The following is a 25,608-nucleotide window of genomic DNA, read 5'->3' on the forward strand; positions in this document are numbered from 1 at the left end:
AGGGCGCCCGACCCCGTCGATCTCACAGCCTGCCCATGATCTTCTGCTGAAAACCGTAGACCTGGCGTTTTCCTCCGAACGGCACCAGCGTGACGTCCCGCTCTTGTCCCGGTTCGAAGCGCATCGCGGTGCCGGCGGCAATGTCCAGACGCATGCCGCGCGCTTTGTCGCGGTCGAATTTCAACCCCTCATTGGTCTCGAAGAAATGGTAGTGGCTGCCGACCTGGATCGGCCGGTCGCCGCTGTTGGCGACCTTCAGCGTCACCGTCGGCAGCCCCTTGTTGAGCTCGATGTCGCCGCTTGCGGTGATGATTTCGCCGGGAATCATCGTTAGCCTCACAAAACGCCGAAGACCAGGCCGCCGCCGACTGCAGCACAAGCGGCGCCAGCGGCGCGGGCAAGCCCGCGAAAGCGCATGCCGAGGCCAAGGCCGGCAGCGATGCCCATGGCATGGAGAAGTGCGGTGGCAACGGCAAAGCCGGCCATATAGTCAAGCCCACCTGCATTTTCCGGCACTTCGGTGCCATGGGCATGGCCATGGAACAGCGCGAACAGGCCGATGATGGCGACTCCGGCCGAGACCGGCAGATCGACCGCCAACGCCACCAGAAAGCCAAGCGCGACGACGGAGGCAAGGATGCCCGGTTCGACGAAAGGCACCGGCACGTGGAGCATGCCGAGCGCACCGCCGACCAGCATTACGCCGACAAAGGCCAGCGGCCAGGCCCATATCGCCTTGCCGCCCTTGAGCGCCGCCCAAAGGCCGACGGCGACCATGACGGTCATATGGTCGAGGCCGGACAGCGGATGCGCGAAGCCCGCCGCGAAGGACGAGGTGGTGCCGATGCCGACATGGGCATAAGCGGGCATCGCCGCCGCCAGCAGCAGGATCGCTGCAAGCGTGGTGCGTTTGGTTGAAGCAGAGATCATCGGTCTTCCCTTCGAAGTCACGAAAACAATCACGCAGCCTTGCGCGGGCCGCAGCCCTCGGCCTTGAGCACGCGTTGGGTCGAGGCTGATATTTCACCAGTTTCTCCACTGGGCGGATCGGGCGTGCGGAAAAATTGCCGCCGCAGTTCGGGCAGACGCCGCCCAGCACATGTTCAGCGCAGTCAGCGCAGAAGGTGCATTCAAAGGTGCAGATCAGCGCGTCCGCCGCTTCCGGCGGCAGGTCCTTGTCGCAGCATTCGCAATTCGGTCGCAGTTCCAGCATCGTTTTCTCCTCACCTGATCGGTTCGTGCACGGTCACCAGCTTGGTGCCATCGGGAAAGGTCGCCTCGACCTGCACGTCGTGGATCATCTCGGCGATGCCTTCCATCACCTGCGCGCGGGTAACCACATGGGCGCCGGCCTCCATAAGTTCGGCGACCGGGCGGCCGTCGCGGGCGCCCTCGACGACGAAATCGGTGATCAGCGCGATCGCTTCGGGGTGATTGAGCTTGACGCCGCGTTCCAGCCGCTTGCGCGCCACGATCGCCGCCATGGCGATGAGCAGCTTGTCCTTTTCACGCGGCGTCAGGTTCATGCGCTTTCCTGGATTTGGCCTGGATTTGGCTCAGAGTGACCATAATTTGGGCAGACCCGCCCGCCCGTTGAGCAGTTCGACGAGCGGAACCAGCCGCTTGCGCAGCTGGTAGCCGTCCTCGGCAAACAGCCTCGCAAGAAGCTTGCCAGATTTTTTGACGCTCCAGGCGCTGGCATCGCCGTCGGCGCCGATGATGTCGCGGGCCGCATCGAGCAAGCCTTCGGCCTGCGGCGAAATCATCAGCAGCGTCGCAGCGGCAATGGCGCCGCCGGCGACCGCCGGGCGGCCAAGTGCCGCCGCGATAGCCGGCCCGATGCGGGAATCCTCGGCATGAACGAGCGCACCATCCTGGCGGACACGCCAACGGTCGTGGAAATGGCCGTGCGCGGCCTCTTCGCCCATGGCGAGGCGGCCGAATATGGTGGCTTCAAGCAGCAACGCCTCGGCGCCTGCGGCAAGCTCGACCTCGAGCGTGCGGGCAAAGGCCGAGCGGTCGAAGACGATGGTTTCCTGGGGCAGCCAGGCGATACGCCCGCCCGCGCCGACGCTGAGCTTCACCCGAACTTCGGCGCGGTCGCTAGCGGCACGATAGATCTTTTCGCAGGCCTGGGTGGTTATCGAGGCGGAGGCACCTGGCCCGACATCGATTTCCCAGCCGAGCCGATCGCCGCCGGTCAGACCGCCGGCGGTGTTGATGAGCACGGCTTCGAGCGGATCGGCCGCAACGGCCGGCATGCGGATTTTGGCCGAGCCGTCCTGATAGAGGCGCAAAAGCCGGGTGCGTCCATCCCTGACGCCGCACGCAAGCCGGGCCGCCCCGGCCGCGCGCTGGGCCGGAAGAGCTGGGATCAAGACATGCTGCAACGTATCCACGGCGCTAACGTTAAGCACTCCCGGCGCTTTGTCGATATGGTGCTTGTTGATATAGCTTGTTGCTTGACAGCGTTTCCGTTTCTATAGAGGGAGCCTCTTTGGAACGGTCATGCTGCGCCTGGCGGGTTTTTGAAGGCGACGGCGATTTCAGTCCAGGCAACAGGGGCGCCAACCAATCGGCACCGCGACGTTATAAAATTGGGGAAGGAATCGAATGGCTGACGAGCTGGCAACGGAAATCATCGCCAAGATCAGGGCACATGCGGAGCCCGGTGGCGAAGAGATCACCACCAATACGGAATTGACCGCGCTTGGCATCCATTCCCTGGAACTGACCGAGATCATCTTCGATCTCGAGGAGCAGTACGGCATCGAGATCGAGATGAACACGGTCGATGCCTGGAGCAATCTCAAGAATGTCGGCGATATGGTTGAGGCTGTTCGCGCGCTGATTGCGAAAAAAGCCTGAGCTGAATGCAAAAGCGCGTCGTCATTACCGGCATCGGCGGCATATGCGGGCTCGGCGCCAATGCGCCTGCAATCTGGAACGAAATGCGGGCCGGCCGATCGGCCATCGGTCAAATCAGCAATCCCGGTTTGCATGATTTGAAGGTCAAGGTCGGCTGCGAAATCAAGACGCTGCCCGACCATGGCATCAGCCACAAGCAGACCGTGTCGATGGACCGCTTCAGCCTTTTGGCGACGATTGCCGCGCGCGAAGCCATGCAGCATGCCGGCCTGACATCGACTGAAGCAACCACCTACCGGATGGGCGCGGTTGTCGGCGTCGGCGTCTGCGGCTGGGAGGCGATCGAGGAGAACTATCGCGCCATCCTGGTCGACGGCAAGAACCGGGCCGGCATCTTCACCGTGCCGAAAGTGATGCCGAGTGCGGCGTCCGGCCATGTCAGCATGAATCTCGGCCTGCGCGGGCCGGTGTTCGGCGTCACTTCGGCCTGCTCCTCGTCCAATCACGCCTTTGCCTCGGCGGTCGACCAGATCCGGCTCGGCCGCGCCGATGTCATGGTCGCCGGCGGCACCGACGCGCCGCTGCTCTGGGGCATCCTGAAAGGCTGGGAAGCCCTGCGGGTGCTGGCGCCCGATACCTGCCGGCCGTTCTCAGCCGATCGCCAGGGCCTGTCGCTCGGCGAAGGTGCTGGAATGGCGGTGCTGGAAACCTATGAACACGCCATGGCGCGCGGCGCGACCATTCTGGCCGAATTTGCCGGCGCCGGCCTTTCCGCCGACGCTTCCGATATCGTCGCGCCGACAGTCGAGGGACCGACGGCGGCGATGCGCGCCTGCCTGGCGGACGCCGGGCTCAATCCCGAGGACGTCGATTATCTCAACGCCCACGGCACCGGCACCAAGGCCAACGACCAGATCGAGACGGCGGCAATCAAGCGCGTCTTCGGCGACCATGCCTACAAGCTGTCGGTGTCGTCGACCAAGTCGATGCATGCCCATTGCCTCGGCGCCTCGGGCGGCCTGGAAATGATCGCCTGCGTGATGGCGATCCGCGAAGGCATCGTGCCGCCGACGGCCAATTTCCGGCAGGCCGACCCCGACTGCGATCTCGACATCACGCCGAATGTGGCGCGCGAGCGCAAGGTGCGCGCGGCGATCAGCAACGGTTTTGCCTTCGGCGGCACCAATGCCGTGGTGGCGTTCAAGGCGGTCTGACGGCAAGCGACTGGCCCTGAGCGACTGGCCCTGAATGACTGCGAAGACGGTGTGCGCACCGTCGGCCGGTTGATCGGCAAAGACGCCGAGGATAATCCTTCGCAACCCGCCAAACGGCGCGAGACCGCGCCAAATTCCCGACCGGAGCTTTCGATGACCGACCTGTCCGTCTTTCCGATCACCAAGCGCTGGCCGGCCCGCCACCCCGACCGTCTGCAGCTCTATTCCGCGACGACGCCGAATGGGGTGAAAGTCTCGATCGCGCTGGAAGAACTCGGCCTGCCCTACGAGGCGCATCTGGTGGATATCGGCAAGGACCAGAGCTGGACACCGGAATTCCTGTCGCTGAACCCGAACGGCAAGATACCTGCGATCATCGACCCCGACGGGCCGGGCGGCAAGCCGCTCGGCCTGTTCGAATCCGGCGCCATCCTGCTCTACCTCACCGACAAGACCGGCAAGCTGATCCCGGCCGATCCGGCGCGGCGCTACGAGACCATCCAATGGGTGTTCTTCCAGATGGCGGCGATCGGACCGATTTTCGGACAGGTCGGGTTTTTCAATAAATTCGCCGGGCGCGAGATCGCCGACAAGCGGCCGCTGGATCGCTACCGCAATGAATCGCGGCGGCTGATCGGGGTGCTGGAGACGCGGCTGAAGGGTCGAACCTGGATCATGGACGGCGACTATACGATCGCCGACATTTCGATGCTGGGCTGGGTGCGCAATCTGATCGGCTTCTACGAGGCGCGAGAACTCGTCGGCTTCGACGACTTCCCCACCGTCGCGGCATGGCTGGAGCGCGGGCTGGCGCGGCCCGCGGTGCAGCGCGGCCTGACCATTCCCGCCAGAAATTGACCTCGGCCGGCCGAAGCAACCAGGTCTATTTCGCCTTGGCCTTGCTTTTCGAGCCGCCCTTGCCGATGACGGACGCAGCGAGCGACGCGGCGCCCCTGGCTGTCGCCGCCACCGCACCAGCGGCGACATTGGCGGTCGCCTTGACCGTGCGCATGGCCCCGCCGGCCATCGAGCCGCGGCTTGCCGGCTTCTTGGGTTTGGCGGTTTTCGCCGCCACCTTCGCCGTCGCGACCGGTTCTACCTTCTTTGGCGCCGCTTTGCCGAAAGCCGGCTTTGCGTCCTTGGACCGCTCGGCGATCGCCGGGCCGGCGCCTGCCTTGGCCTGCGTGGCCTTTGCCTGCCTGGCTTTGGGTTGAGCGGTCTTGCTCTTGGCGGGTGTTTTTGCCTTGGTTGCCATCTGACGGTTCCCTCACGGCGGCACGATTGCCGATGAGAGATAACGACCTGAAAGTCTTAAGGTTCCCGTTCCGAAGTCCAGCGAACTATGCGGGATCGCCAACAACCAGGTCGGCGGACCTGCGACGGCCGAGCACGCGATCGATGTTGGGCATGTCGTTGGAAGCGATCCAGGCGCGGGCGTCTTCGTCGGAGCGGCCATGCTCGTGCCAGCGCACCAGAAGGCGGCGCTCGAGTTCGGCCCGCGGCACATCGACAAAGATGGTGAAGTCGAACAGCGGCGCCAGCCGCGACCACGGCTCCTCGTCGAGCAGGAGGTAATTGCCTTCGACCAGGATGAACTTGGTCTCGGCGGCAACGATGGAGGCGGCGGCGCGCGACAATTCCATGCTGCGGTCGAACACCGGAATGGCGATGTCTGGCTCGCCCGAACGGATGCGCTTCAACAGCGTCTCGAAGCCGGCGAAGTCGAAAGTCTCCGGCGCGCCCTTTCTTGACCGCAGGCCGCGCTGGTCGAGCACGATGTCGTCATAGTGGAAGCCGTCCATCGGCACGACTTCAGCCGCGCCCTCCGGCAACAGATCATGCAGGCCGGCCGAGAGCGTCGACTTGCCGGCGCCGGGCGGGCCGGCAATGGCGACGATGAAGCGTTTCGCCTTGCCGGCGCGCTTGAAGATGGTGGCGGCGAGGTGGGCGATTTCGGACATTGGGCGCTTCCAGTTATGCTTTGCATCTTGTCGGCAGTTCGAGGAAATTTCAAACCGCGATTTGGGCAATCTCACGACATCCGCCACGTCAGCGCTGCCCCTCGTCGCCCTGCCGGTGTCCAGCCGACAGATGGGTAACACTTCTCCTCCCAATGCGTCCGCCGCAGCGCCAAGCAGATTGGTTGGCGCGGCGATGCGGCGGACAAGCTCCATGTGCCGTGTGTCGAGGATGCCGGCAGGCAGGTGAGGGGCAGGGCCAGCGTTCGAAAATCAGCCGGGCTGGCCGATCCGCAGGAAATCGCTGTCGAACCTGACATCGCGGGTCGAACCATCGGCTCCGGTGAGACGCATGTGACCTGAGGCTGGCCCGATATCGCGCGGCGGCTCGCCGCTCGTGAGCGGCAGCGTGCCGATGACATGGCGGAAGGAGACTTCGCCGCCGAGGGTAAAAGCGGTCGCGACCCCTTCGCGCTTCAGCCAATTGTCGCCGATCGATGCGGCATGGCCGATGGCGGCGCGGCCGTCCTCGATGCCGAGCACGCCGCGATGGCGGCTGCTCCACGGCGCGTAGTCGCGGCCGCCATTGCTGAACCACAGCATGGTGACCGGCAGCTCCGCCGGGTTCTTCAGCACCAGCACCAGATCCTGTTCGGCCCGGCGCGCCAGCGCCGTCCAGCCCGGACCGCCATGATCGGCTTCGACCAGGGTGATGAAATCCTCGCGCTCATCCTCCATGCGGTAGTCGGTGAGATCGAGCGTGCCGCCGCCAGTGGCTGGAAAGCGCGTCAGATCGGTCGAGCGGGCGGGATAGGAAAGCTTGAAGCGGCCGCGGGCCGGATCGGGCTCCAGCGGTGCGCCCAGTGTCCCGGCAAAGCGCTTCGGCGAAAAGGCGAGCCGGCCGCCATCGCGCATCGCCGCCATCGGATGGTGGGCGGCGGAGACAGCGCCGGAACCGCCGGAAAAGACATGCTCCTGATAGAGGAAGGGATGACTGTTGCGGAGCGTGAAGATCTTGTCGACCGTCGCGCCCATCACCGTGCGGCGCAACCGGAAGACGGCCCGCCAGCCGTCGGATGTCGCTTCGCTGGCCGTGACATCCCAGGCGCTGTTGGCCGGCCAGCCATGCAGCGGTGCGGCCTCGATGTCGCTGGCCGAAAACGGTGCGCATAGGAAATCGCCAGACAGCCGCACCGTGCCTTCAGGCAGGTCCGGCGGCAGCGTCTCGCCGGCATCGATCCAGGGCGCGCGGTGCAGCGGCTTCAGCTGGCGGCCATCGCTGTCGACCGTCATGTCGGCGATATGGCCGACAGTGAGATCGAGCGTGACCGAAATGCCCTTTGCCTTGATCGTGACCGTATCCATCCGCGCACCTGCTGATTCCGATGGCAGCGAACAAACCCGCTCCGCGACGGATGCGCAAGCACAGCGACCGGCATTTTGCATCAGGGCGATTTTTACCCTCCCCCATGTGGGGAGGGTCGGCGAGCGCTCGACGCGAAGCGGAGATTGTTCGACGGGGCGGGGGTAGCGCCCTACAAGGACCCCCACCCCGATCCGCTACGCGGATCGACCCTCCCCACGAGGGGGAGGGTGGACGCCTACTGCCGTTTGTACTCCCGGACCGGCGACTTGGTGCCGTCGGTGTAGGTGACCTGCACCGCCATTGATGTCACGTTGTCGGCGACCTTGAAGTAAGGCTGGTAGTCATAAGGAATGGCGTAGGGGTCCTTCTTGTCGCAAGGCGGCAGCTTGATCTCCTTGTCGAGCGCCGTGCCGTTCAGGCTGTAGCGCACCTCCTTGATGCCGCAGCGGAATGACAGCATCTGGGAGAAATAGACCAGGCCGTGATTGCCGCTGGCGTCGAAGGCGATCCACGACGTCCAGAACTGGTCGAGGATCTGTTTGTTGCCCTGTTGCAGCGCCGCGTCCGGATCGAAACTTATGTCGAACGGCCCGGTCTCGCGGCCCCTGAGATCGAGATATTTGACCCCGATGGTGGTGGCCGTGGTGCTGTCGGGCAATTCGAAGCTCGGATTGGGCATCGGCTTGCCGGTGCGCTGGTCGTTCATCGCCATCAGCCCGGTGTCGGTGAACGGACCTGACACACCCATGCGCCAGGAAATGCCGGTCGCGGCCTCAGGCAGCGAGATGGAGATCGTCCAGCCGGCATTGGAGCGCATCGGCGTCAGCGTCGGGGCAAAGCGTGCTGGGTCGAGCACGTCGCCAAGCGCCGTCAGGCGGGTACGGCTGCGGTCGAGCCAGTCGGCGAGCTGCGTCTGGTCGACGAAATATTTGAGCAGCCCGCCTTCCTTTTCATAGGAGACGAACCTGGTCAGCGCCTCGGCCTCGCTGCGCTTGTCGGACAGCGACTGGACGCCGAGGCGATCCTCGGAAAACTCCTGCGCGAGCAGGTAATAGGCCGGTGCGAAATCCGGATTGGCCGCGATGAAGGCGTTGAGCTTGTCGAGACGTTGGGCATCGTCGAACTGCAGGATATGGACCAGCTTGATCGACAGCGCCTTGGCCTTGTCGGCCAGGGCGCCGAACACTTCGCGGGCGCCGGCCTTGCCGTCCTGCACGCGCAGCAGGGTGGCGAAGCGTGTGTAGGGATCGACGGCGTCGACGTCGAAACCGGCGAAAGCGAGATAGGAGCGCCGCGCATTCAGCATGTCGCCGGAAAGCTCGTAGACGCGGGCATTGTGATAGAATTCGTCCGGCCGCTTCGGCCCGGCGATCGTCCCGCCCTGCGCGGCCAATGCGGCAAAGCCCTTGGCGATGGTGTCGATCGAGGCGGCGATCTGCTCGGTGGTCGCCTGAAGCTTATCCGCCTGCTCGGCCTGTTTCTGCTGGCCGGCAGCGAGCGTTTCGGTCGTCTGCTTGACCGCCTCTACCGACTTTTGCGTCTGCGCGCCCTGCTCAGCCTGCTGCTGCTGGGTCGACGCAATTTCCTCGGTCTTCTTCGCCACCGCGTCGGTCGATTGCTTGACCTGGTCGACCGCCAGCTTCGTCTCGGTTACCGTTTGCTCGATCCTGGCCACCCTGGCCGAGACGATGCCCATCTGCTGCTGCAACTGGGCGATGGCCGGCACCAGGCCGGCGATCACACCGTTCTGCGAATTGGTCTGCTGCTGCAGGCCATAGACGCCGCCGGCGACGGCGGCAGCGCTGGTGGCAAAGATCAGCGCCGGCAGCGCCTTGGCGGCCAGCACCAGCCGCAGAACGATGGCAATGGCGATGATGGCGGCGGCAACCGAAGCGACCAGCGCGATATAGGCGGCGAACGGCGCCAGCGGATTGAGGATGTCGGAAGCAGCGCCGCCGATGAAAGCGACGCTGCCGGCCCATTTGCCGGTGCGGCTGAGCGAAGCCCTGATAAGAGTTGGCGCAGCCGCGCCGATGTCACCGGTCATTGTCAAATCCCCAAGCAATTGCCGCCTCTATAGCAGCACCGCGACCCCGCAGGCAAAACAGGACAGGAAGCAGGCGATTTCGGGGCGGGTGGGCGGATGTCGAGGTTGCCGTTTCAGCGCCGATGGTTGGCGAAGCCGAAGCGACATCTGATCTCCCCCCTTGCGGGGGAGATTGGCAGCGTCATCGGCAGCTCCGCCGTTAACCAAATGGACGAACACAATGGGTTAGGCTAGGTTCCGGCCCTCTCAGCAACGCCGGACTTGCCTTGCCAAACTTCCATTTCCCCTCCCTCAAACAAAAATTCGTCGCGGCCTTGCTGCTGCTCGTCTTCGTTGCCGGCTGCAGCACCACCGCGCCGCCCGACAGCGTGCTGGCGGTGCCGGCGCCGCAGGAGAAATATGCCGCCATCGTAATCGATGCCGGCAGTGGCAAGACGCTGTTCGAGGTCAGTTCGAGGGCGCAACGCTATCCGGCGTCGCTGACCAAGATGATGACGCTCTACCTGCTGTTCGAGGCGCTGGAGTCCGGCCGTGTCTCGAAGGAAACGCAGATCCCGGTCTCCGAGAATGCCGCCCGGCAGCCGCCGACCAAATTGCGCTTCAAGCGCGGCGAGAGCATCGATGTCGATTCGGCGATCCGGGCGATCGTTGTCAAGTCGGCCAATGACGTGGCGGTGGCGGTGGGCGAATATCTCGGCGGCTCGGAGAACCAGTTCGCCGCCATGATGACCTCGAAGGCGCGCCAGATCGGCATGAGCAGCACCGCCTTCCGCAATGCATCGGGCCTGCCCGACGATGGCCAGCACACATCGGCGCGCGACATGGCGACGCTCGGCATGGCGCTGCGCGCCCGCTTCCCGCAGCAGTTCCACTATTTCTCCGAAAGCGACTTCATGTTCCGCGGTCGGCTGGTGCGCGGCCACAACGACATGCTCGGCCGGGTGCGCGGCGTCGACGGCATCAAGACCGGCTATATCAGGGCATCCGGCTACAATATCGTCACGTCCTACAATGCCGACGGCCGGCATCTGATCGTCGTGGTGATGGGCGCCGACAGCGCACGCCAGCGCAACGACCATGTCGAAGCGCTGATCCAGCGCAGTCTTTCGCCGACGCTGGCCGATACGAAGACGCGGCTGATGTTTGCGGGAGATCAGCCGGCCGCGTCGCCCGGCCTGCCGCCGCCTGGTTTGCCGGCGCAGGGGTCACAGTTGCCTGGTTTACCGCCGCAATAGAACCCGTCGTTGGGTGGAGGAACTCTGAAACGCCGGCGGGACAGCACCCCCCTCTGGCCTGCCGGCCATCTCCCCCTCAAGTGGGGAGATTAGCAGCTTCGGCGTCTCGCCTCTTTTTCGTGTTTGGCGAAGCCATGGCGACATCTGATCTCCCCCCTTGAGGGGGAGATGTCCGGCAGGACAGAGGGGGGTCGTGAAGGATCGCTGCCTCATCTTAACTCTGCAGCAGGCGCAACAGCACTTCGGCGGTCTGGTTGCCGAGCAGCAGGCGAGCGAGGCCCCGGGGGGCTGCGCCGCCACAGGCAATTGCAGCAGGCATTCATCACAAGCGCTTGCACAAGCCCCCAATCTTCACCGCGGCGGTGGCTATGCCGCCTCGCCTTGGCGTATCGTGGGCGCGACAGCAGGAGCCGGCATCATGAGCCCAAAACCATCCGAACAGGCCGCCAATGAAAACGACAGCGGCGGCGAGTATTTCGAGGCGCCGCCCATCGGCGATCATGACGCCGAGCTGGTTGCCGACGAGGCGCTGGAAGCGCCCGATGTGCCGGACTCCGAACCGCATGGCCGCCTGAAGCCGAAGCGAAAGCCGTCGGCGATATCGGGCCGCAAATTCCGCAAGCGTGACCTGGTGCGCATCGACGACCTCAGGCCAAGCCTGGCCGACCGCATCCGCTCCGATCATCCGGACCTGCCGCGCGGCGCCCGCATCAGCCGCGAGGAGCTCGGCCGCTACCGCATGCGCTACATGGAGGAGCTGCTGCAGCAGGAGCATGGCGAATTCTCCGAGCTCGACCGCCAGGTGGTCGAATCGATCGCCAGGCAGGACACGATTTCGGAAAACTCGGAAGAGGAGTTCGAGGAGCACCGCTCGTTCGCCGACCGCGTCTCCGACAACATGGCGGCTTTCGGCGGCAGCTGGTGGTTCCTGATCTCGTTCGGCAGCGTGCTTGCGGTGTGGATCGGCATCAATTTGATCGCGGGCGTGAGCAGCGCCTTCGACCCCTACCCCTTCATCCTGCTCAACCTGCTGCTCTCCTGTATCGCCGCCATCCAGGCGCCGATCATCATGATGAGCCAGAGACGGACGGAGGCCAAGGACCGCCTGCGCTCGTTCAACGACTACCGGGTGAACCTGAAAGCCGAGCTGGAAGTGCGCCATTTACACGAAAAGCTCGACTATCTGATCTCGCGCCAATGGACGCGGCTGGCTGAAATGCAGCAGATGCAGCTGGACGCGATGCATGAGCTGACGGGCGCGAAGAAGGCGAAGCGGGCGCCGCGCAGGGTGCGCAGGCGGGTGGCGAAGGTGGAGGTGGCGGGGTGAGTCCCGGGCTGAGGCTGCAGGGCGGACGCGAACTTGCCAGGCCGCGCGACGTGGCTTCAAAAATATCGCCACGCCAATTGCCCGTTGAAGCCCGGCGCGGCTTCCGCTAAGAAGCCGTGGCTGGCCGGCCTATCGGCTGGTTCGTTTTCAGGTTCCTTGAAGGCACCCGTAGCTCAGCTGGATAGAGCGCTGCCCTCCGAAGGCAGAGGTCACAGGTTCGAATCCTGTCGGGTGCGCCAACTTACCGATGGGTCCATTCCGGACACATAGGTTACGGTTTATATCGGAGACATGGGTAACACTTTTGGCCCGAAGGGGTTTTGGAGTGGTTCGAGCCTGCATGTCTCATCATCGAAGTAGCCCAAATCATAATCCATGAAGGAAGCCAGCCAGATATGGTCCTCGACCTGTTTGATGCCGACGGTCTGGCCGGCAAAGACGAGGCTGAGGTTGATCTTCTTGCGATTGTAGCAGATGCGGCCGCAGGTGGTGACGGTGACGGCCTTGTCGTGAAACGGATAATCGAGATCCGGCAGGCCGGCATAGATGCGCGGTGACGGCGTGTAGCGCTCGGCTGGACAGGCCATGTCGAGCGCCTGATGTGGGCGTTCTGAGTTGAACTCATTGATGAAGTCATCGAACCTGGCCTGCTGCTGCAGGAAATTGGCGCCAGCCGGTTTGGTGGTTTCCTTCTTGAGAGTCAGATGCATGCGCTCATGGCGCCCGTTCTGCTGCGGACAGCCCGGCTGGATGCGCTCGATGTCGATGCCCAGGCGCAGCCACCAGACCGACAGTTTGCTGAGATTGAACAGCGCGTTTGGGCTGGCAAAGGGAACGCCATTGTCGGTCCTGATGGCGCTGGGCAGGCCGAACTCTTTGAAAACGCTCTCGAACACCGTGAAGGCATAGGCTTCCTTGGTAGTCGACAACGCCTCGCAGGCGATGAGATAGCGGCTGGCGAAGTCGGTGATCGTCAGCGGATAGCAATAGCGCCGATCGGCGAGCATGAACTCGCCTTTGTAGTCGGCACACCACAGATCGTTGGGCCGATAGCCGTTTGAAAGTGGTGTTCCCATCGCCCTGTTGCGCCTTCGCTTGCGGCGCTCGACCAGGCCATGGCGGTCGAGAACCGCATGCACCGTCGAGATCGCAGGCCGGTGAACGTCAGGATACAGCCGGGCCAACCGTTCGCGTATCTTTGGCGCACCCCAGGTCGGCTTGTCTTGCTTGAGGCGCACAATCAGCTTCTCGATTTGAAACGGAAGCTGATTGGCGTGGCGGTAGGGTCGGCGTGATCGATCCGTCAGCCCCTCAAGGCCACTGTCATTGTAGCGTGTGAGGATCTTGTAGCCGGTCTTGCGCGAGATATCGAACTCACGGCAAAGCACCGCCATCTTCTCGCCGTCCAGCAGCCGGGCAATGAACTTCAGCCGCTCTTCCATGACGTTACACTCCTTCCAAGGCACCTTGCTCTCCTTGCAAAGGGCCGAAAGTGTAACCCATGTCTCCGGAATGAACTGTCACCCATCTCTCGGGAAGGGCAGATGTATTACATTAGCTTAGATAACCCAAAAGCGCGTGGCGCTGAAACGGATTCATGCGACGCGCTTCAAAGTCTTTGTTTAATGCATGTCGTTGTCCCACAACCGCGGCACTTCTGGGCGACATGCATGAGTGCCCGGGTCTAGGCACGGGCGATCAGTCGATATTCGGTGTTATTGGGCGCGTCGATTACCACTTCCGCCCGTTCAGTCAGACGCTATGCTGCTGACCGTGACACCAAGGCGCGCGTTTCCGTTCGTGATGAAGCAAAGTCAACACCGCTTGCATGAGCGGATGACCATTCGCGGCCACCTCGAACCCGCGTCCTTCGTGCCCTGGATCATGCGCCATGCGGCCAAGCTCGGTCTCGCGCACCACATCGCTCATGCAAGCACCGATCGCATCGAACTCGATATTGCCGGTGCGCCGGAACTGATCGACATGATGGAGATGGGATGTTCGCTTGGGCCCATTGAGGTCTGGGTAGAGACGATCGACCGCGCGCCTGTCGAGCAAAAAAACATATAGCTTTGCGTGTGGTTACCGTCCGTTTTGCACTTAATTTAACCAATATTGCAATTGCGAAATAATTATGCATACGTCAGCCGCATCGAGCGGTTCGCCAACTCCTTGCGCCGGCATCTCTCTGGTCGGGAAACAGTAGTATCAGTACGGAAAGTAAGGTCATGCTGTCCGACAAGACGGACACCTGGGTGCCGGTCGCCCTTACCCAGGATCTGCCAACAGGACAGGTAATGCCGGCGCGGACGCCCGCCGGTCCCATTGCCCTCTGGCGAAGCCAATCGGGGCGCTTGGCGGCATCGGCGGATCGCTGTCCGCATCGCGGCATGCGCCTCTCCCATGGCTTCGTGCGCGGCGAGGCGCTCTCCTGCATCTATCACGGCTGGACCTATTCGCAGGCCGGTCAGTGCCTGCGCATTCCTGCCCATCCCAGCCTCACGCCGCCGGAGACGATTCGCGTTGCGACCCGGTTGGTCGAAGAGGCCGGCGGGATCATCTGGGTCGCTGATGGAGAGCCTGACGGCAACCCACCCCTTTTTGAGGGTTACGTGCCGCTCCGTTCATTGACGGCCCGCGCCGGATGTTCGGCACTCTCGGTCGCTGCCGGTACGAAGGCCACCGTTGAAGGATACGTCTGGCAGGCGCCCGGCGCGCCGGCAATCCGCCTGCTGCCTATCCCGCAGGAAGCCGGCGAGACGCTGATCCACGTCCTTGTTCCAGCCGATTGCGATGCGTCCGAGCGCATCGCCGCCTCGCGAGCCGCCGAGAGCCTTCGGCGCATGGCCGAAGGGATCGAGGCGAAAGGGGCTGTGCCATGATCGACGATGCGATGCGCGACGAATGGTATCCGGTCGGGCTTTTCAGCCGGCTCGACCGCTATGGGCGCGAGACCACCCTGATGGACGAGCCGATCAAGGTTGCGCTCGACGCCGATGGCGCGACGAAAGTGACAGGCGAAAACGGGCGCGTGCTGCCGGTTTCGGTGCGCTATGGCCATATCTGGTCGTCGCTCGGCGAACCGAAGAAACCGGTCTTCCCGATTCCCGAGGCAGACCAGCCCGGGCGCCGCTTCGTCGATGTCGGCGTGGTGCGGGTGCGCTGCTCGCCGCTCCGCGCCGTCGAGAACTTCCTCGACATCGCACACTTCCCCTTCGTCCATACCGACATCCTCGGCTCGGAGCCGCATACCGAGGTCGAAAACTACAAGGTCGAGATCCGCGAGGAGGAGGACGAGGTCTGGGCGACCCAGGTGAAGTTCTACCAGCCGCAGGCGGCGAAATCCGCGAGCGGAGGTATCACGACGGAATACATGTACCGCGTGCCGGCTCCGACCTGCTCAGTCCTCTACAAGACCTGCCCGCCGCGCCCGGGCGAATGGGATGTCATTACGCTATTCGTCCAGCCGCTTGCCGAAGATCTCTGCGACGTCTGGCCATGGATGGCGCTTTTCGATGACGAGACGCCACAGACCGACCTCATCCATTTCCAGCAGACGATTTTCCTGCAGGACCGCTCGATCCTCGAAAACCAGATCCCGCGTCTTCTGCCGCTCGATCCCGGCATGGAAATCCCCACGCGCGCCGACCTGACCTCGGTCGCCTATCGCCGCTGGCTGAAGCGCCACAATTATACCTACGGCGCGCAATTGGTGGCACAATGAAGCTTTACGACTACATCCTCTCCCCAAGTTGCTACAAGGTGCGCCTGATGGCCACGCTGTCAGGTGTGAAGCTCGAAATCCGCCCGGTCGACTTCCATCCCGGCGCCGAGCATCGTGGCCCCGAGCTTATGGCGCTTAATCCGGGAGGCTCCATCCCGATCCTTGAAGACGGCGACCTGATCCTGACCGAGTCTTCCGCCATGCTTGGCTATCTCGCCGCGAAGGCAGCACCGGCCTGGCTCGGCAGCGGCGCCCCCAAGGAGACGGCGCGCATCCAGCAATGGCTTTCCTTCTCGCACAGGCTGACCGCCAATCTCGGCGGCGCGCGCCTGCATGAGATGCTGCTGCGCCCCGGTGACATCGGTGCGCTTCAGGCCAATGGCATAGCGGCACTACGTGAGCTGGAAGCCGGCCTCTTCGAACAAAAAATGCGTGGCGATCGGTTTCTCGCATCCGACCGGCCGACGATTGCCGACATTGCTTGCTTTCCCTATGTCGCGCTCGCGCCCGACGGTGGCGTTTCCCTCGATCCGTATCCCACGATCCGGCTCTGGTCGCGAGCGCTCCGCAGCCTCGACAATTTCATCGAGATGCCCGGTATCCACCGGCTGCACGAGTTGAAGCCCGAACCGCCACCCATACCGGACGAGGCGTGAGGTGACCGGCTATCTCCTGAAGAATTGCGCAGCGGTCATCACCGACGAGGGCAGGGGTCCGAGCGTCCGGCGCAATGTCGATGTGCTGACGAATGGCCCGCAGATCGAGGCAATCGGGCAAGGCCTGCACAGAAGCGAGTTGCCGGCCGGTACTATCGTGCAGGACGCCGACGGCTGGTTCGTCTATCCCGGCCTCGTCAACACGCACCATCACTTCTTTCAGTGCTTTGTGCGCAACCGTGCCGACCTCGACTGGACGAAGCTGTCGGTCATCGAATGGCTCGACCGGATCTATCCGATCTTCTCCCGGCTCAACGAGGATTGTTTCTACCACGCCTCGATCACGGCGATGGCAGAGTTGATAAAGCACGGTTGCACGACGGCCTTCGACCACCAGTACAATTTTCCGCTCCATGCCGGAAAACGGCTCATCGACCGGCAGTTCGAAGCGGCCGACCTTCTCGGCATGCGTTTCCACGCCGGCCGCGGCGGCAACACGCTGCCAAAATCGGAAGGCTCGACCATTCCAGACGAGATGCTGGAGACCACGGACGAATTCATTGCCGACTGCGCACGCCTCATCGACACTTATCACGACACCAGTCCCTTCAGCATGCGTCAGGTCGTGGTCGCTCCCTGCCAGCCGGTCAACTGCTACCGCGAGACCTTCGTGGAATCGGTTTCGCTGGCGCGTGATCGCGGGGTGCGGATGCACACCCATGTCGGCGAGGGCGAAAGCCCGATCATCGAGGCCCGCCATGGCATGCGTACGGTGGACTATCTCGAGGACCTCGGATTTGCCGGCCGAGACACTTTCTATGCCCATTGCTGGGAGCTGACGCATGACGAACTGCGGCTGATGGCGGCGAGCGGCACCGGTGTCTCGCATTGCCCGGAGCCGGTCTATCTGGTGGGCGCGGAGGTGACTGATATTCCCGCCATGTCCGCCTTTGGCCTGCGCGTCGGTCTCGGCTGCGACGGTGCTGCCTCGAACGACAATTCCAACCTCATGCACTGCATCCATTCCGCCTACATGCTGCAATGCCTGGCGGCCTCGACGCGCGCTCATCCCGTGCCTGCGCCGGTCGATTTCCTCGGCTATGCGACAACGGGCGGGGCCGCGCTTCTGGGCCGCAATGACATCGGCCGACTGTCGCCCGGCATGGCCGCCGACCTCTTCGCGATCGACACGCGCCGCATGGATTATGTCGGCACGCGCCACGATCCATTGAGCCTGATCGCCAAGGTCGGCATCGGCATGCCCACCGACATGACCATGATCAACGGCCGCATCGTCTGGGAGAAGGGTGCGTTTACCGGGCTGAACGAGGCCCGGCTTGCTGCGGACGCGGAAACCGCTTTTGCCGCGGTGGAATTCTAACAACTTAAGACAGGGGAACTGACATGCTGAACTATCTGACCCGCAGAACTCTGATGAAGGGCCTTGCCGCAACAGGGCTTGCCGGCGCGCTTGGCAGCCGTCCCGCCTTTGCGGCCGACGAGCCGCTCGGTATCACGCTCGTGCTCCCGTCGCCGGTCGGCGATGTCGGCTGGGGCCATGCGCTCGCCGCCGGCCTCGAGCCGGTCAAGGCCGCATACGGCGACAAGGTGAAGATCACCGTCATCGAGAACATCGCCGAAGGGCCGGACGCCGACCGGATCATGAACAAGACCGTCGCCGACGGTAACAAGTTCCTGATCGCCGGCTCATTCGGCTACCAGAATGGTGCACTACAGATCGCCCGCCGCGATCCTGCGGTCACCGTGCTGCATGCCTCCGGCTTCCAGACCGCGCCGAATTTCTCGCCCTTCGCGGCGAAGTATTTCCAGGGCACTTACCTGCTCGGCATAGCCGCCGCAGCTCTTTCCAAGACCGGCAAGGTCGGCTCCGTCTCGGCCTTCGCCATTCCGGAGCTGATCACCTCGATCAACGCATTTACGCTCGGCGCACAGACCGTAAATCCCGATATCGAGGTATCGGTCGTCTGGGTGAACTCCTGGTTCGACCCGGCCAAGGAACAGGAAGCCGCCAAGGCGCTGATGGCACAGAACTGCGACGTGATCTTCTCGAACGCGCAGGACACACCCTCCGTGATCTCGGCCTGCGAGGAGGCTGGCGTCTACGCGTTCAACCTCAATTCGTCGATGAAGAAATATGCACCGAAGAAATATCTCGGCTGCATCGCGACGGACTGGTCGCCCTTCTTCAAGGCTTCCGTGGATGCCCATCTGGCCGGAACCTTCAAGGGCGCCAACACCTTCCTCGGCGTCGCCGAAAAGGTGGTGGAGGTCGTGGACTGGAACTCAGATATCCCAGCCGACACGATGACGAAGATCAAGGAAGTGGCGGCGAAGATCGCCGACGGCAGCTTCTCGCCCTTCACAGGTCCAATCACCAAGGCCGACGGCAGCGAAGCCGCCGCCGCCGGTGCGACGATAGCGGATCCCGAGATCGTCGCGATGGACTGGCACGTCAAGGGTGTCACCACACCACTGCCGAAGTAAGTCATGACCCCGCCCCTTCTGTCGCTCCGCGGCATCTCGAAGAGCTACGGCCAGATCCGGGCCAACCAAGCCATCGATCTGGACGTGGCGCACCAATCGATCCATGCGATTCTCGGGGAGAATGGGGCGGGCAAATCGACGCTGATGAAGCTCATCTATGGCGTTGAACAGCCGGACGAAGGCACCGTCGTCTGGAACGGAGAGCCTCTGCGCCTTGCCTCGCCCGCTGAGGCACGGCGCAGGGGCATCGGCATGGTCTTTCAGCATTTCTCGCTGTTCGAGACGCTGACTGTCGTCGAGAACATCCAGCTCGTCGTCCCCGGCGGCAAGGCGGAGCTGGCGGGGCGCATCCGCAGCCTCGGCCAGGATTTTGGCCTTGAAGTAGATCCTCTCGCCGATGTGCACGCGCTCTCGGTCGGCGAACGGCAGCGGGTGGAGATCATCCGCTGCCTGATGACGGACCCGAAGCTGCTCATTCTCGACGAGCCGACCTCGGTCTTGCCGCCGCAGGCGGTGAAGAAGTTGTTCGACACGCTCAGGCGCCTTCGCGACCGCGGCGTGTCCATCCTGTTCATCTCGCACAAACTGGAGGAAATTCGCACGATCTGTGACCAGGCGACCGTCCTGCGTGGAGGGCGCGTTATCGGCACCGTCGACCCACGCGACTATGATGCGCACGACCTCGCCCGGATGATGATCGGCCGCGACATGCCCGAGGTGATGCCCGCGTTGGCCATGCCCGAGGGGGAGAAGCGGCTGGAAATAATCGGCATGGACTACACGCCGGACGACCCCTTTGCCACGCCGCTCTCCGGCATCAGCCTCACGGTACGATCAGGCGAGATCCTTGGCATAGCCGGAATATCGGGCAATGGCCAAGGCGAGCTTGCCGCGCTCATCTCGGGCGAAGCGATGCTGCTGAAGGAACAACGCGACCGGATTTACATGATGGGCCGCGACGTAGGCACACTCGATGCGGCCGCGCGCAGGAGATTTGGCTTCGCCTTCGTGCCCGAAGACCGGCTGGGACGCGGCGCGGTCCCTGAAATGTCGCTCGTGCTCAACACCGTTCTTACCGCCCATCCTTTCGATCTCGTGAGGCGCGGCCTCATCAACAGCGCCGGAGCGACGGCTTTCACCAGCGAATGCATCCGTCGGTACGACGTCCGCGCCTCCGGCCCGGATGCCGAAGCGGGCTCGCTGTCCGGCGGCAACTTGCAGAAATTCATCGTCGGTCGCGAGATGATGCTGTCGCCAAAACTGCTTTTCGTGGCGCAGCCGACCTGGGGTGTAGACATTGGCGCTGCATCCGCCATCAGAAGGCGGCTCATCGCGTTGCGCAACCTGGGCGTGGCGATCCTCGTAATTTCCGAGGAACTCGAGGAACTTTTCGAACTCTGCGATTTCATCCAGGTGCTGCATCATGGAATGCTGAGTCCGCCTCTGGTCACGCGGGACACGCGCCCCGAAGACATCGGCAGATACATGATCGGAGCACATGCCTCGCCAGAGAAGGTTCCTGCATGAGCGTTTGGGCCGCGACGTTCCTCCCCGCGCTCGTCCGCCGGGAGCATGCCTCGCTCGTCGCGGCCATGCTGGCCCCTGCTGTCGCGCTTGGCATGGCGATCATCCTCAATCTGGGCCTTTATGTGCTGATAGGCCGAGATCCGGCGGCCGTCCTGTACGCGATGCTTCTCGAGCCGTTCCTCTCCTGGGCATCGTTCGCGGAGGTGCTGCTGAAGGCGGGGCCTCTTCTCCTCATTGCTCAGGGGCTGGCGATCGGTTTCCGCGCAAAAGTGTTCAACATCGGCGCGGAGGGCCAGTTTATCCTGGGCGCTATTTTCGCCTCGGCGATCCCCGTCTGGTTTCCGCAGGCGACCGGGCAGTGGATCTGGCCGCTGATGCTGCTTCTCGGTGCCCTCGGCGGTGCACTTTGGGCATCTATCACCGCCTTCTGGCGCGTCAGGCTCAATGCGAACGAGATCCTGGTCTCCTTGATGCTGAGCCTCGTTGCGGCGCAAGTCCTCAACTACCTGCTGCTCGGCCCATGGAAGGACCCGGCCGGCTTCAATTTCCCACAGTCCGTCATGTTTCAGAACGACGCGATGGTGCCGACCCTGATCACCGGTACCCGCGTCAACGTCTCGCTGCTCATCACACTTGCGCTCTCGCTGGTGGCCTGGGTTTTCATGCAGCGAAGCTTCATGGGGTATAAGCTCAAGGTCGGCGGCCTTGCCCCGCGCGCGGCCGGTTACGCCGGCTTCAGCGAAGGGCGTGCGATTTGGCTATCGCTTCTGATCGGTGGCATGGCGGCGGGACTGGCAGGCGCGGCGGAAGTCGCGGGTCCGCTCGGCCAGCTGCAGCGCTCGATCTCGACCGGCTACGGTTATGCGGCCATCATTGTCGCCTATCTCGGCGGCTTGCATCCAGTCGGCATCATCTTTTCCGCGCTCTTCATGGCTGTCCTCTATATCGGCGGCGACAATGCGATGGTGTCGGCAAACCTGCCGATCGCCGCCGTCCGCGTCTTCCAAGGCAGCTTGCTGCTCGCCTATCTCGGCGCTGTGGCCTTCGTGCGCTACCGCATCGAGTGGCGCCGCCCCCATCACCTGAGCCAGCCATGAACGCCGTCGAGTTCATTATTTCGGGCATGCTCGCAGCGGCAACCCCCTTTCTCCTTGCCGCACTCGGCGAGTTGGTGGTCGAGCGCGCCGGTGTTCTTAACCTCGGCGTAGAGGGCCTGATGGCCCTCGGCGCGGTGCTCGCGTTCATCGTCGTCTACCACGGCGGTGGACACCTGCTGGGGTTCGTTGCCGCCGGCCTCGGTAGCGCCGTCCTGTCCCTCGTCTTTGCAGTGCTGGCACTCGGATTCCGGGCAAACCAGGTCGCGACAGGCCTTGCGATCGGCATTCTCGGCCAAGGCCTTTCGGCGCTGTTCGGCAAAAGCTACGAGAGCTTGACGGTGAAGGGGCTCCCGAAACTTGTCTTTCCCGGCCTCTCGGAAATCCCGGTATTCGGCAGGCTGTTTGTCCAGGACGTCGTCGTATGGCTTTCCCTTGCCGTGACGTTTGCGATCTGGGCGATGTTTGCCTATACGAGAGTCGGCCTTGTCGTGAGGGCAATCGGCGAGAATCCCAAGGCAGCCCACGCCATCGGCTATCCGGTCATCGCTATCCGTGTCGCGGCCATAGCTTTTGGTGGCATGATGGCGGGTTTTGCCGGCGCCTATGCGGCGGCGGTGTACACGCCCCTTTGGGCGGACGGTATGATTGCCGGACGTGGCTGGATCGCGATCGCACTCGTTGTCTTTGGTACGTGGCTCGCTGGCCGCATCTTCCTGGGTGCCTGCCTCTTCGGCGCGGTTTCGCTGATGAGCCTCGCCGCCCAGGCGACCGGTCTGGACTTGCCATCGCAACTGCTTTCCAGCCTTCCCTATCTCGTTACGATCGTCGTGCTCGGTGTCATCTCGGCGGACCGCCGCTTGCTCAGGCTGAACGGTGTCGCCTCGCTTGGCGAACCCTTCGAACGTTAGCCGGGATGAAAGTGGATTTGCGAAACTCGGCGTAAGTTGAAGAGATTCGAAACGCCAGCGGACGATCGGCATCCGATCCAAAGGGCAGAAACGCCAAACGGGGCGAAGGTATGCCCGCAAGGGTAGCGCTGACGCCGTCGACTGCGAGCAGCGGAACGATGTGACGCACAACGCGCCCGACATCGGTGGAGATCGTCGCGGGTTTCTTGGGTCGTCCCCTTTTCTGCAGTACGAGCCCCATTCTCGAGGTCCATTCTCCACCGCAGCCTAGCGAAGCGGCGTCGCAAGATGGCCTGAGGCATGCGCCCGGTAAATTCCCGCATGCGAGCACTCGTCCTGCCTGTCTAAGGTTCCGAGTCTAACCGCAAATCCTCGATTTTTTCCGCCAATTCCAAAATATATATTCCGATCGCCGCAAGCAGCCATAACAACGATTTCCAATACTACCTATTCTCGCAGAAACTAAAAACGCTACACTCGCGTAATCATATTGGTAACGGATGCTGTTCAACCTGCGTACAGGCAACCAACACGGGGAGCGTCATTATGGATTTCTTTAAAAGTTTAACAAAGGCCTTGGCCGGTGGCGCTGTTGCCGTGGCTTTGTGCTTTCCGGCTGGCGCGGGCGGGCTCAGTGTGGGCATCGGCGGCAGCGGTGGGGTGGGCGTCTCGGTCGGCGGCAGTGGCGGCGGGCTTGGCGTCGGCGTCTCGGTCGGCGGCAGCAAGGGCGCCAATGTCGGCGCAACGGTCGGCGGCACCAGCGGCACCACCGCCAGTGTCGGCGCTACGGTTGGCGGCACCAGCGGCGTTGCGGCCGGCGTCGGCGCATCGGTGGGCACGGGCGTCGGGGTCGGGGTCGGCGCAACCGTCGGCAGCGGTGTCGGGGTCGGCGCCGGTGTCGGGGTGGGCAATGGGGTGACGGCCGGGGTCGGGGTCGGCATTGGCGCACCGACCGCGCCCACCAGCCCTCGGGATCCCAACACGCCGGCGGTGCCGACGCGACCGGCGGTGGTTGCCATCAGCGCCATGTCGGCCGGCCAGATCGCCAAGATGAAGAAACGCTGCGCCAGCGTGCTCAGCGGCAAGGGCACCTACGACCGGGACCTGAAGGAGCTCTGCCGGATATTGGCGCGGCGCTGAGTACCGCAACATCGCATGTGCCGTGGTGCATCAGTCTCTCAGCCAGCCCCAATGCCGGAAGGTGGCGGGCATTCTTAGGGAGAGAGCTTTGCCGAGCGGTTCAGCGTTTCGCGGAAAGGCGGAACCGGTCAGGCTGTGCGCTTTCATCGGCGGCATTCTGCATGGCTCGGTCACCGATCCGAAGGAAGCGCGCCGCCCGGTTGCGGCCTTAATCTGACCTCTACCGTCCGTCCGGTCACCCGTTTGGGCCGGCTCGAAGATTCGCCTCTGGCCTTTTGTATCACCCGCTCTAGCTGCATTGTGTTAGGCTCGTCATGTTAGCCTTGTCTTGCTGATGGAGGTTTTGATGGATCGGCGATCATTCTTGACAGCATTGTTTGGCGTTGCGGGGGCCGCGGCGCTTGCTACCGCGGTTCGGCCTCTCGAGGCCGTGGCCGGGGTTCCCAATGTCGGTAACGGCATTCTCGATGAACTCGACAAGCAGGATGCCAATTCGTTTGATGACGACGAAGGCCCGGGCGATGTCGAGCAGATATCGCATCGGCGATGGCACCATCGTCGCCACCACAGGCGGCATGTCTGGAGACGGCACTGCCGCACGTTCTGGCGGCATGGCCGGTTGCGCCGGCGCTGCTATCGCAGGCGCTCCTTTGTCGTCTTGCGGTTCTAACCGCGGCACGTTCCCGGATAGACCCTGCCCTGAGGCGCAAACACCAAACAGACCCATCCCGATTTGCATCGGGATGGGCTGGTTCAACTTTATCCAGCCACAGCTGCCACCGACTCCCGCTGCACCAGCGGGCATTCCAGCTTGGTGATGGGATAGCGGCCGCGGCCGGCAGGCGGCGGCACTTCGAGCTGTTCGATCGCCCATTGGCCCATCGCCATGTGCGGCAGGATCGATGTCGTCAGCGGCGGGAACAGGTGACGGGCGATCTCCTCGTCGTCATAGCCGACGACGGAGATGTCCTGCGGGATGTGCAGGCCCGCCTCCTTCAGCGCTTCGTAACAGCCGATGGCCGTGCGGTCGTTCTGGCAGAAGATAGCGGTCGGACGCTCTTTCAGCGCCAAAAGCTTCACGGTCGCCGCGTAGCCGGCGCTCGCCGACCAGTCGCCCTCGACCACCAGTTCGGGATCGAACGGGATGTCGGCGGTGGCGAGCGCCCTGCGGTAGCCTTTGAGGCGGTCCTGCGCGGCCTGCATCCACGGCTCGCCGGTGATGGTGGCGATGCGGCGGTGGCCGTGGCCGATCAGATGCCGGGTCGAGTTCTGGCCGCCGGCGATCTCGGACGGCACCACGGCCGGGAAGGCATAATCGGCCGTGTAGCAGTTGAGCAGGATGACCGGGATGTCGAGGCCGTAGAGGAAGTCCGGTGCCGTGATCTCGCGGGTGAAGATGGTCATGTAGACCAGCGCCGAGATGCCGCGCCTGGTGAGCGCCGCAATGGCGCGCGGCTCCATGACGGAGTCGCCCATCGTCTGCGCCACGAGCAACACATTGCCGGCGTTCCACGACGCCTGGCGCGCGCCCTCGATGGCGACAACGGCTTCCGGGCTTGTCGCCAGCTGGTCGACAGCGAAACCGATGACACCGTCAAGTCCATCGAAGGCGGGAACAGGTTTGCGCAGCGCCGAGAAGGCGGGTGCTGCGTAGCCGAGCGAGCGCGCGGCGTCGATCACCCGCTCGCGCGTCTGCTGCGACAGCCGGATGCCGGGCGAATCGTTGAGCACGAAAGAGACGGTCGCCTGCGAGCAACCGGCTGCCCTGGCGATGTCGGTCATGGTGACGCGGCCGCCCTTGGCGGCTCTCGCCGGCGCCTTGCGCCGCTTCGCCGTGTCGTCCGGATCCCTCGTCTCGCTCATGGCATTGCGTCCCAATCCCCAGCCTGTCTAGTCGCAAGCCTGCCACACCGACAAGATGGTGTGGCGCCGTCGACCAATGGAAATAGTCGAAGGCGTTTATCTTTATTAGCAGCTTTGAAGTTCGCCGCCATGCCGCTTCGGGCCGCGTGAAATTCGAGGACTGCAAGGCATCT

26 protein-coding genes, 1 tRNA gene and 1 pseudogene are annotated in these 25,608 nt (G+C 63.5%); 16 read left to right on the forward strand and 12 right to left on the reverse strand.

Annotated features, from left to right (window positions below; genetic code table 11):
- Nucleotides 1-22 precede the first annotated feature (22 nt).
- From NKL06_RS15225 to NKL06_RS15245, 5 genes and pseudogenes are all read right to left on the reverse strand, one after another.
- On the reverse strand, nt 23-328 hold the full coding sequence (locus NKL06_RS15225) for an urease subunit beta (RefSeq protein ID WP_023693079.1): 306 nt from the start codon (nt 326-328) through the stop codon (nt 23-25).
- 8 nt (nt 329-336) lie between these two features.
- Nucleotides 337-930, reverse strand: coding sequence for a HupE/UreJ family protein (locus tag NKL06_RS15230; RefSeq protein ID WP_023693078.1), 594 nt, complete (start codon nt 928-930; stop codon nt 337-339).
- 29 nt (nt 931-959) lie between these two features.
- Nucleotides 960-1,213 (reverse strand): annotated as a pseudogene (locus NKL06_RS15235) (DUF1272 domain-containing protein).
- 10 nt (nt 1,214-1,223) lie between these two features.
- Nucleotides 1,224-1,526, reverse strand: coding sequence for an urease subunit gamma (locus NKL06_RS15240; protein WP_023693076.1), 303 nt, complete (start codon nt 1,524-1,526; stop codon nt 1,224-1,226).
- 30 nt (nt 1,527-1,556) lie between these two features.
- Complete coding sequence (locus tag NKL06_RS15245) at nt 1,557-2,378, reverse strand: urease accessory protein UreD (RefSeq protein WP_081725398.1); 822 nt, start codon at nt 2,376-2,378, stop codon at nt 1,557-1,559.
- A gap of 235 nt (nt 2,379-2,613) precedes the next feature.
- Here NKL06_RS15245 and NKL06_RS15250 point away from each other — a divergent pair, with 235 nt between their 5' ends.
- From NKL06_RS15250 to NKL06_RS15260, 3 genes are all read left to right on the forward strand, one after another.
- Nucleotides 2,614-2,868, forward strand: a complete 255-nt coding sequence (locus NKL06_RS15250) for an acyl carrier protein (RefSeq protein ID WP_023671226.1) — start codon at nt 2,614-2,616, stop codon at nt 2,866-2,868.
- Nucleotides 2,869-2,873: 5 nt separating this feature from the next.
- On the forward strand, nt 2,874-4,082 hold the full coding sequence (locus NKL06_RS15255) for a beta-ketoacyl-[acyl-carrier-protein] synthase family protein (protein WP_023671225.1): 1,209 nt from the start codon (nt 2,874-2,876) through the stop codon (nt 4,080-4,082).
- Between the two features lie 153 nt (nt 4,083-4,235).
- The gene (locus tag NKL06_RS15260; RefSeq protein WP_023693074.1) at nt 4,236-4,940 is read left to right on the forward strand and encodes a glutathione S-transferase family protein; all 705 of its coding nucleotides are present in this window, start codon (nt 4,236-4,238) and stop codon (nt 4,938-4,940) included.
- 25 nt (nt 4,941-4,965) lie between these two features.
- On the opposite strand, the gene NKL06_RS15265 is transcribed toward NKL06_RS15260, so the two are convergent.
- The 4 genes from NKL06_RS15265 to NKL06_RS15280 form a co-directional block, all read right to left on the reverse strand.
- Nucleotides 4,966-5,337 carry a hypothetical protein gene (locus NKL06_RS15265; protein WP_023671223.1) on the reverse strand — a complete coding sequence of 124 codons (372 nt, stop codon included), beginning with the start codon at nt 5,335-5,337 and terminating at the stop codon, nt 4,966-4,968.
- An 85-nt stretch (nt 5,338-5,422) separates the two neighbouring features.
- On the reverse strand, nt 5,423-6,043 hold the full coding sequence (locus NKL06_RS15270; protein ID WP_023671222.1) for a nucleoside triphosphate hydrolase: 621 nt from the start codon (nt 6,041-6,043) through the stop codon (nt 5,423-5,425).
- A gap of 270 nt (nt 6,044-6,313) precedes the next feature.
- On the reverse strand, nt 6,314-7,405 hold the full coding sequence (locus NKL06_RS15275) for a hypothetical protein (RefSeq protein ID WP_023693073.1): 1,092 nt from the start codon (nt 7,403-7,405) through the stop codon (nt 6,314-6,316).
- Nucleotides 7,406-7,641: 236 nt separating this feature from the next.
- Nucleotides 7,642-9,453, reverse strand: coding sequence for a methyl-accepting chemotaxis protein (locus tag NKL06_RS15280; RefSeq protein ID WP_023693072.1), 1,812 nt, complete (start codon nt 9,451-9,453; stop codon nt 7,642-7,644).
- A 266-nt stretch (nt 9,454-9,719) separates the two neighbouring features.
- On the opposite strand from NKL06_RS15280, the gene NKL06_RS15285 reads away from it, so the two are divergent.
- From NKL06_RS15285 to NKL06_RS15295, 3 genes are all read left to right on the forward strand, one after another.
- Nucleotides 9,720-10,688: a D-alanyl-D-alanine carboxypeptidase family protein gene (locus tag NKL06_RS15285; protein WP_023693070.1), complete on the forward strand. Its 969-nt coding sequence runs from the start codon at nt 9,720-9,722 to the stop codon at nt 10,686-10,688.
- 418 nt (nt 10,689-11,106) lie between these two features.
- A complete protein-coding gene (locus tag NKL06_RS15290) occupies nt 11,107-12,015 on the forward strand; it encodes a DUF1003 domain-containing protein (RefSeq protein ID WP_023723419.1) in 909 nt (302 codons plus the stop codon).
- A gap of 162 nt (nt 12,016-12,177) precedes the next feature.
- A tRNA-Arg gene (locus tag NKL06_RS15295) sits at nt 12,178-12,254 on the forward strand.
- A 39-nt stretch (nt 12,255-12,293) separates the two neighbouring features.
- On the opposite strand, the gene NKL06_RS15300 is transcribed toward NKL06_RS15295, so the two are convergent.
- The gene (locus tag NKL06_RS15300; protein ID WP_023727784.1) at nt 12,294-13,481 is read right to left on the reverse strand and encodes a helix-turn-helix domain-containing protein; all 1,188 of its coding nucleotides are present in this window, start codon (nt 13,479-13,481) and stop codon (nt 12,294-12,296) included.
- A 337-nt stretch (nt 13,482-13,818) separates the two neighbouring features.
- Here NKL06_RS15300 and NKL06_RS15305 point away from each other — a divergent pair, with 337 nt between their 5' ends.
- From NKL06_RS15305 to NKL06_RS15350, 10 genes are all read left to right on the forward strand, one after another.
- On the forward strand, nt 13,819-14,085 hold the full coding sequence (locus tag NKL06_RS15305) for an acylphosphatase (RefSeq protein ID WP_031209248.1): 267 nt from the start codon (nt 13,819-13,821) through the stop codon (nt 14,083-14,085).
- A gap of 158 nt (nt 14,086-14,243) precedes the next feature.
- Nucleotides 14,244-14,897, forward strand: a complete 654-nt coding sequence (locus NKL06_RS15310) for a Rieske 2Fe-2S domain-containing protein (protein WP_023808453.1) — start codon at nt 14,244-14,246, stop codon at nt 14,895-14,897.
- Nucleotides 14,894-15,739, forward strand: a complete 846-nt coding sequence (locus NKL06_RS15315) for an aromatic ring-hydroxylating oxygenase subunit alpha (RefSeq protein ID WP_023695004.1) — start codon at nt 14,894-14,896, stop codon at nt 15,737-15,739. The genes NKL06_RS15310 and NKL06_RS15315 overlap by 4 nt, the downstream gene beginning before the upstream one ends.
- Entirely contained in the window at nt 15,736-16,395 is a 660-nt protein-coding gene (locus NKL06_RS15320; protein ID WP_023695005.1) for a glutathione S-transferase family protein, read from the forward strand. Before NKL06_RS15315 ends, NKL06_RS15320 begins: the two co-directional genes overlap by 4 nt.
- 1 nt (nt 16,396) lies before the next feature.
- Nucleotides 16,397-17,776, forward strand: a complete 1,380-nt coding sequence (locus NKL06_RS15325; protein WP_023695006.1) for an amidohydrolase — start codon at nt 16,397-16,399, stop codon at nt 17,774-17,776.
- Between the two features lie 26 nt (nt 17,777-17,802).
- Nucleotides 17,803-18,900: a BMP family ABC transporter substrate-binding protein gene (locus NKL06_RS15330; protein WP_196814159.1), complete on the forward strand. Its 1,098-nt coding sequence runs from the start codon at nt 17,803-17,805 to the stop codon at nt 18,898-18,900.
- Between the two features lie 3 nt (nt 18,901-18,903).
- On the forward strand, nt 18,904-20,427 hold the full coding sequence (locus tag NKL06_RS15335) for an ABC transporter ATP-binding protein (protein WP_023695007.1): 1,524 nt from the start codon (nt 18,904-18,906) through the stop codon (nt 20,425-20,427).
- On the forward strand, nt 20,424-21,524 hold the full coding sequence (locus tag NKL06_RS15340) for an ABC transporter permease (protein WP_023695008.1): 1,101 nt from the start codon (nt 20,424-20,426) through the stop codon (nt 21,522-21,524). Before NKL06_RS15335 ends, NKL06_RS15340 begins: the two co-directional genes overlap by 4 nt.
- Nucleotides 21,521-22,432 (forward strand): ABC transporter permease, encoded by a 912-nt coding sequence (locus NKL06_RS15345; protein WP_023695009.1) that lies wholly within the window; start codon nt 21,521-21,523, stop codon nt 22,430-22,432. The genes NKL06_RS15340 and NKL06_RS15345 overlap by 4 nt, the downstream gene beginning before the upstream one ends.
- 546 nt (nt 22,433-22,978) lie before the next feature.
- Entirely contained in the window at nt 22,979-23,572 is a 594-nt protein-coding gene (locus NKL06_RS15350) for a hypothetical protein (RefSeq protein WP_286461242.1), read from the forward strand.
- Nucleotides 23,573-23,930: 358 nt separating this feature from the next.
- Here the strand turns inward: NKL06_RS15350 and NKL06_RS15355 are convergent, their stop codons facing one another.
- A complete protein-coding gene (locus tag NKL06_RS15355) occupies nt 23,931-24,113 on the reverse strand; it encodes a hypothetical protein (protein WP_196814136.1) in 183 nt (60 codons plus the stop codon).
- Between the two features lie 218 nt (nt 24,114-24,331).
- The gene (locus tag NKL06_RS15360; RefSeq protein WP_023694648.1) at nt 24,332-25,435 is read right to left on the reverse strand and encodes a LacI family DNA-binding transcriptional regulator; all 1,104 of its coding nucleotides are present in this window, start codon (nt 25,433-25,435) and stop codon (nt 24,332-24,334) included.
- Nucleotides 25,436-25,608 lie beyond the last annotated feature (173 nt).

The organism is Mesorhizobium sp. C268A (genome assembly GCF_040324475.1).
Lineage (GTDB): Bacteria > Pseudomonadota > Alphaproteobacteria > Rhizobiales > Rhizobiaceae > Mesorhizobium.

Coding starts and splice junctions, on each gene's coding strand:
- NKL06_RS15225 (WP_023693079.1), bottom strand. CDS start 328: ATGATTCCCGGCGAAATCATCACCGCAAGCGGCGACATCGAGCTCAAC.
- NKL06_RS15230 (WP_023693078.1), bottom strand. CDS start 930: ATGATCTCTGCTTCAACCAAACGCACCACGCTTGCAGCGATCCTGCTG.
- NKL06_RS15240 (WP_023693076.1), bottom strand. CDS start 1,526: ATGAACCTGACGCCGCGTGAAAAGGACAAGCTGCTCATCGCCATGGCG.
- NKL06_RS15250 (WP_023671226.1), top strand. CDS start 2,614: ATGGCTGACGAGCTGGCAACGGAAATCATCGCCAAGATCAGGGCACAT.
- NKL06_RS15255 (WP_023671225.1), top strand. CDS start 2,874: ATGCAAAAGCGCGTCGTCATTACCGGCATCGGCGGCATATGCGGGCTC.
- NKL06_RS15260 (WP_023693074.1), top strand. CDS start 4,236: ATGACCGACCTGTCCGTCTTTCCGATCACCAAGCGCTGGCCGGCCCGC.
- NKL06_RS15265 (WP_023671223.1), bottom strand. CDS start 5,337: ATGGCAACCAAGGCAAAAACACCCGCCAAGAGCAAGACCGCTCAACCC.
- NKL06_RS15270 (WP_023671222.1), bottom strand. CDS start 6,043: ATGTCCGAAATCGCCCACCTCGCCGCCACCATCTTCAAGCGCGCCGGC.
- NKL06_RS15275 (WP_023693073.1), bottom strand. CDS start 7,405: ATGGATACGGTCACGATCAAGGCAAAGGGCATTTCGGTCACGCTCGAT.
- NKL06_RS15280 (WP_023693072.1), bottom strand. CDS start 9,453: ATGACCGGTGACATCGGCGCGGCTGCGCCAACTCTTATCAGGGCTTCG.
- NKL06_RS15290 (WP_023723419.1), top strand. CDS start 11,107: ATGAGCCCAAAACCATCCGAACAGGCCGCCAATGAAAACGACAGCGGC.
- NKL06_RS15305 (WP_031209248.1), top strand. CDS start 13,819: ATGAAGCAAAGTCAACACCGCTTGCATGAGCGGATGACCATTCGCGGC.
- NKL06_RS15310 (WP_023808453.1), top strand. CDS start 14,244: ATGCTGTCCGACAAGACGGACACCTGGGTGCCGGTCGCCCTTACCCAG.
- NKL06_RS15315 (WP_023695004.1), top strand. CDS start 14,894: ATGATCGACGATGCGATGCGCGACGAATGGTATCCGGTCGGGCTTTTC.
- NKL06_RS15320 (WP_023695005.1), top strand. CDS start 15,736: ATGAAGCTTTACGACTACATCCTCTCCCCAAGTTGCTACAAGGTGCGC.
- NKL06_RS15335 (WP_023695007.1), top strand. CDS start 18,904: ATGACCCCGCCCCTTCTGTCGCTCCGCGGCATCTCGAAGAGCTACGGC.
- NKL06_RS15340 (WP_023695008.1), top strand. CDS start 20,424: ATGAGCGTTTGGGCCGCGACGTTCCTCCCCGCGCTCGTCCGCCGGGAG.
- NKL06_RS15345 (WP_023695009.1), top strand. CDS start 21,521: ATGAACGCCGTCGAGTTCATTATTTCGGGCATGCTCGCAGCGGCAACC.
- NKL06_RS15350 (WP_286461242.1), top strand. CDS start 22,979: ATGGATTTCTTTAAAAGTTTAACAAAGGCCTTGGCCGGTGGCGCTGTT.
- NKL06_RS15355 (WP_196814136.1), bottom strand. CDS start 24,113: ATGCGATATCTGCTCGACATCGCCCGGGCCTTCGTCGTCATCAAACGA.
- NKL06_RS15360 (WP_023694648.1), bottom strand. CDS start 25,435: ATGAGCGAGACGAGGGATCCGGACGACACGGCGAAGCGGCGCAAGGCG.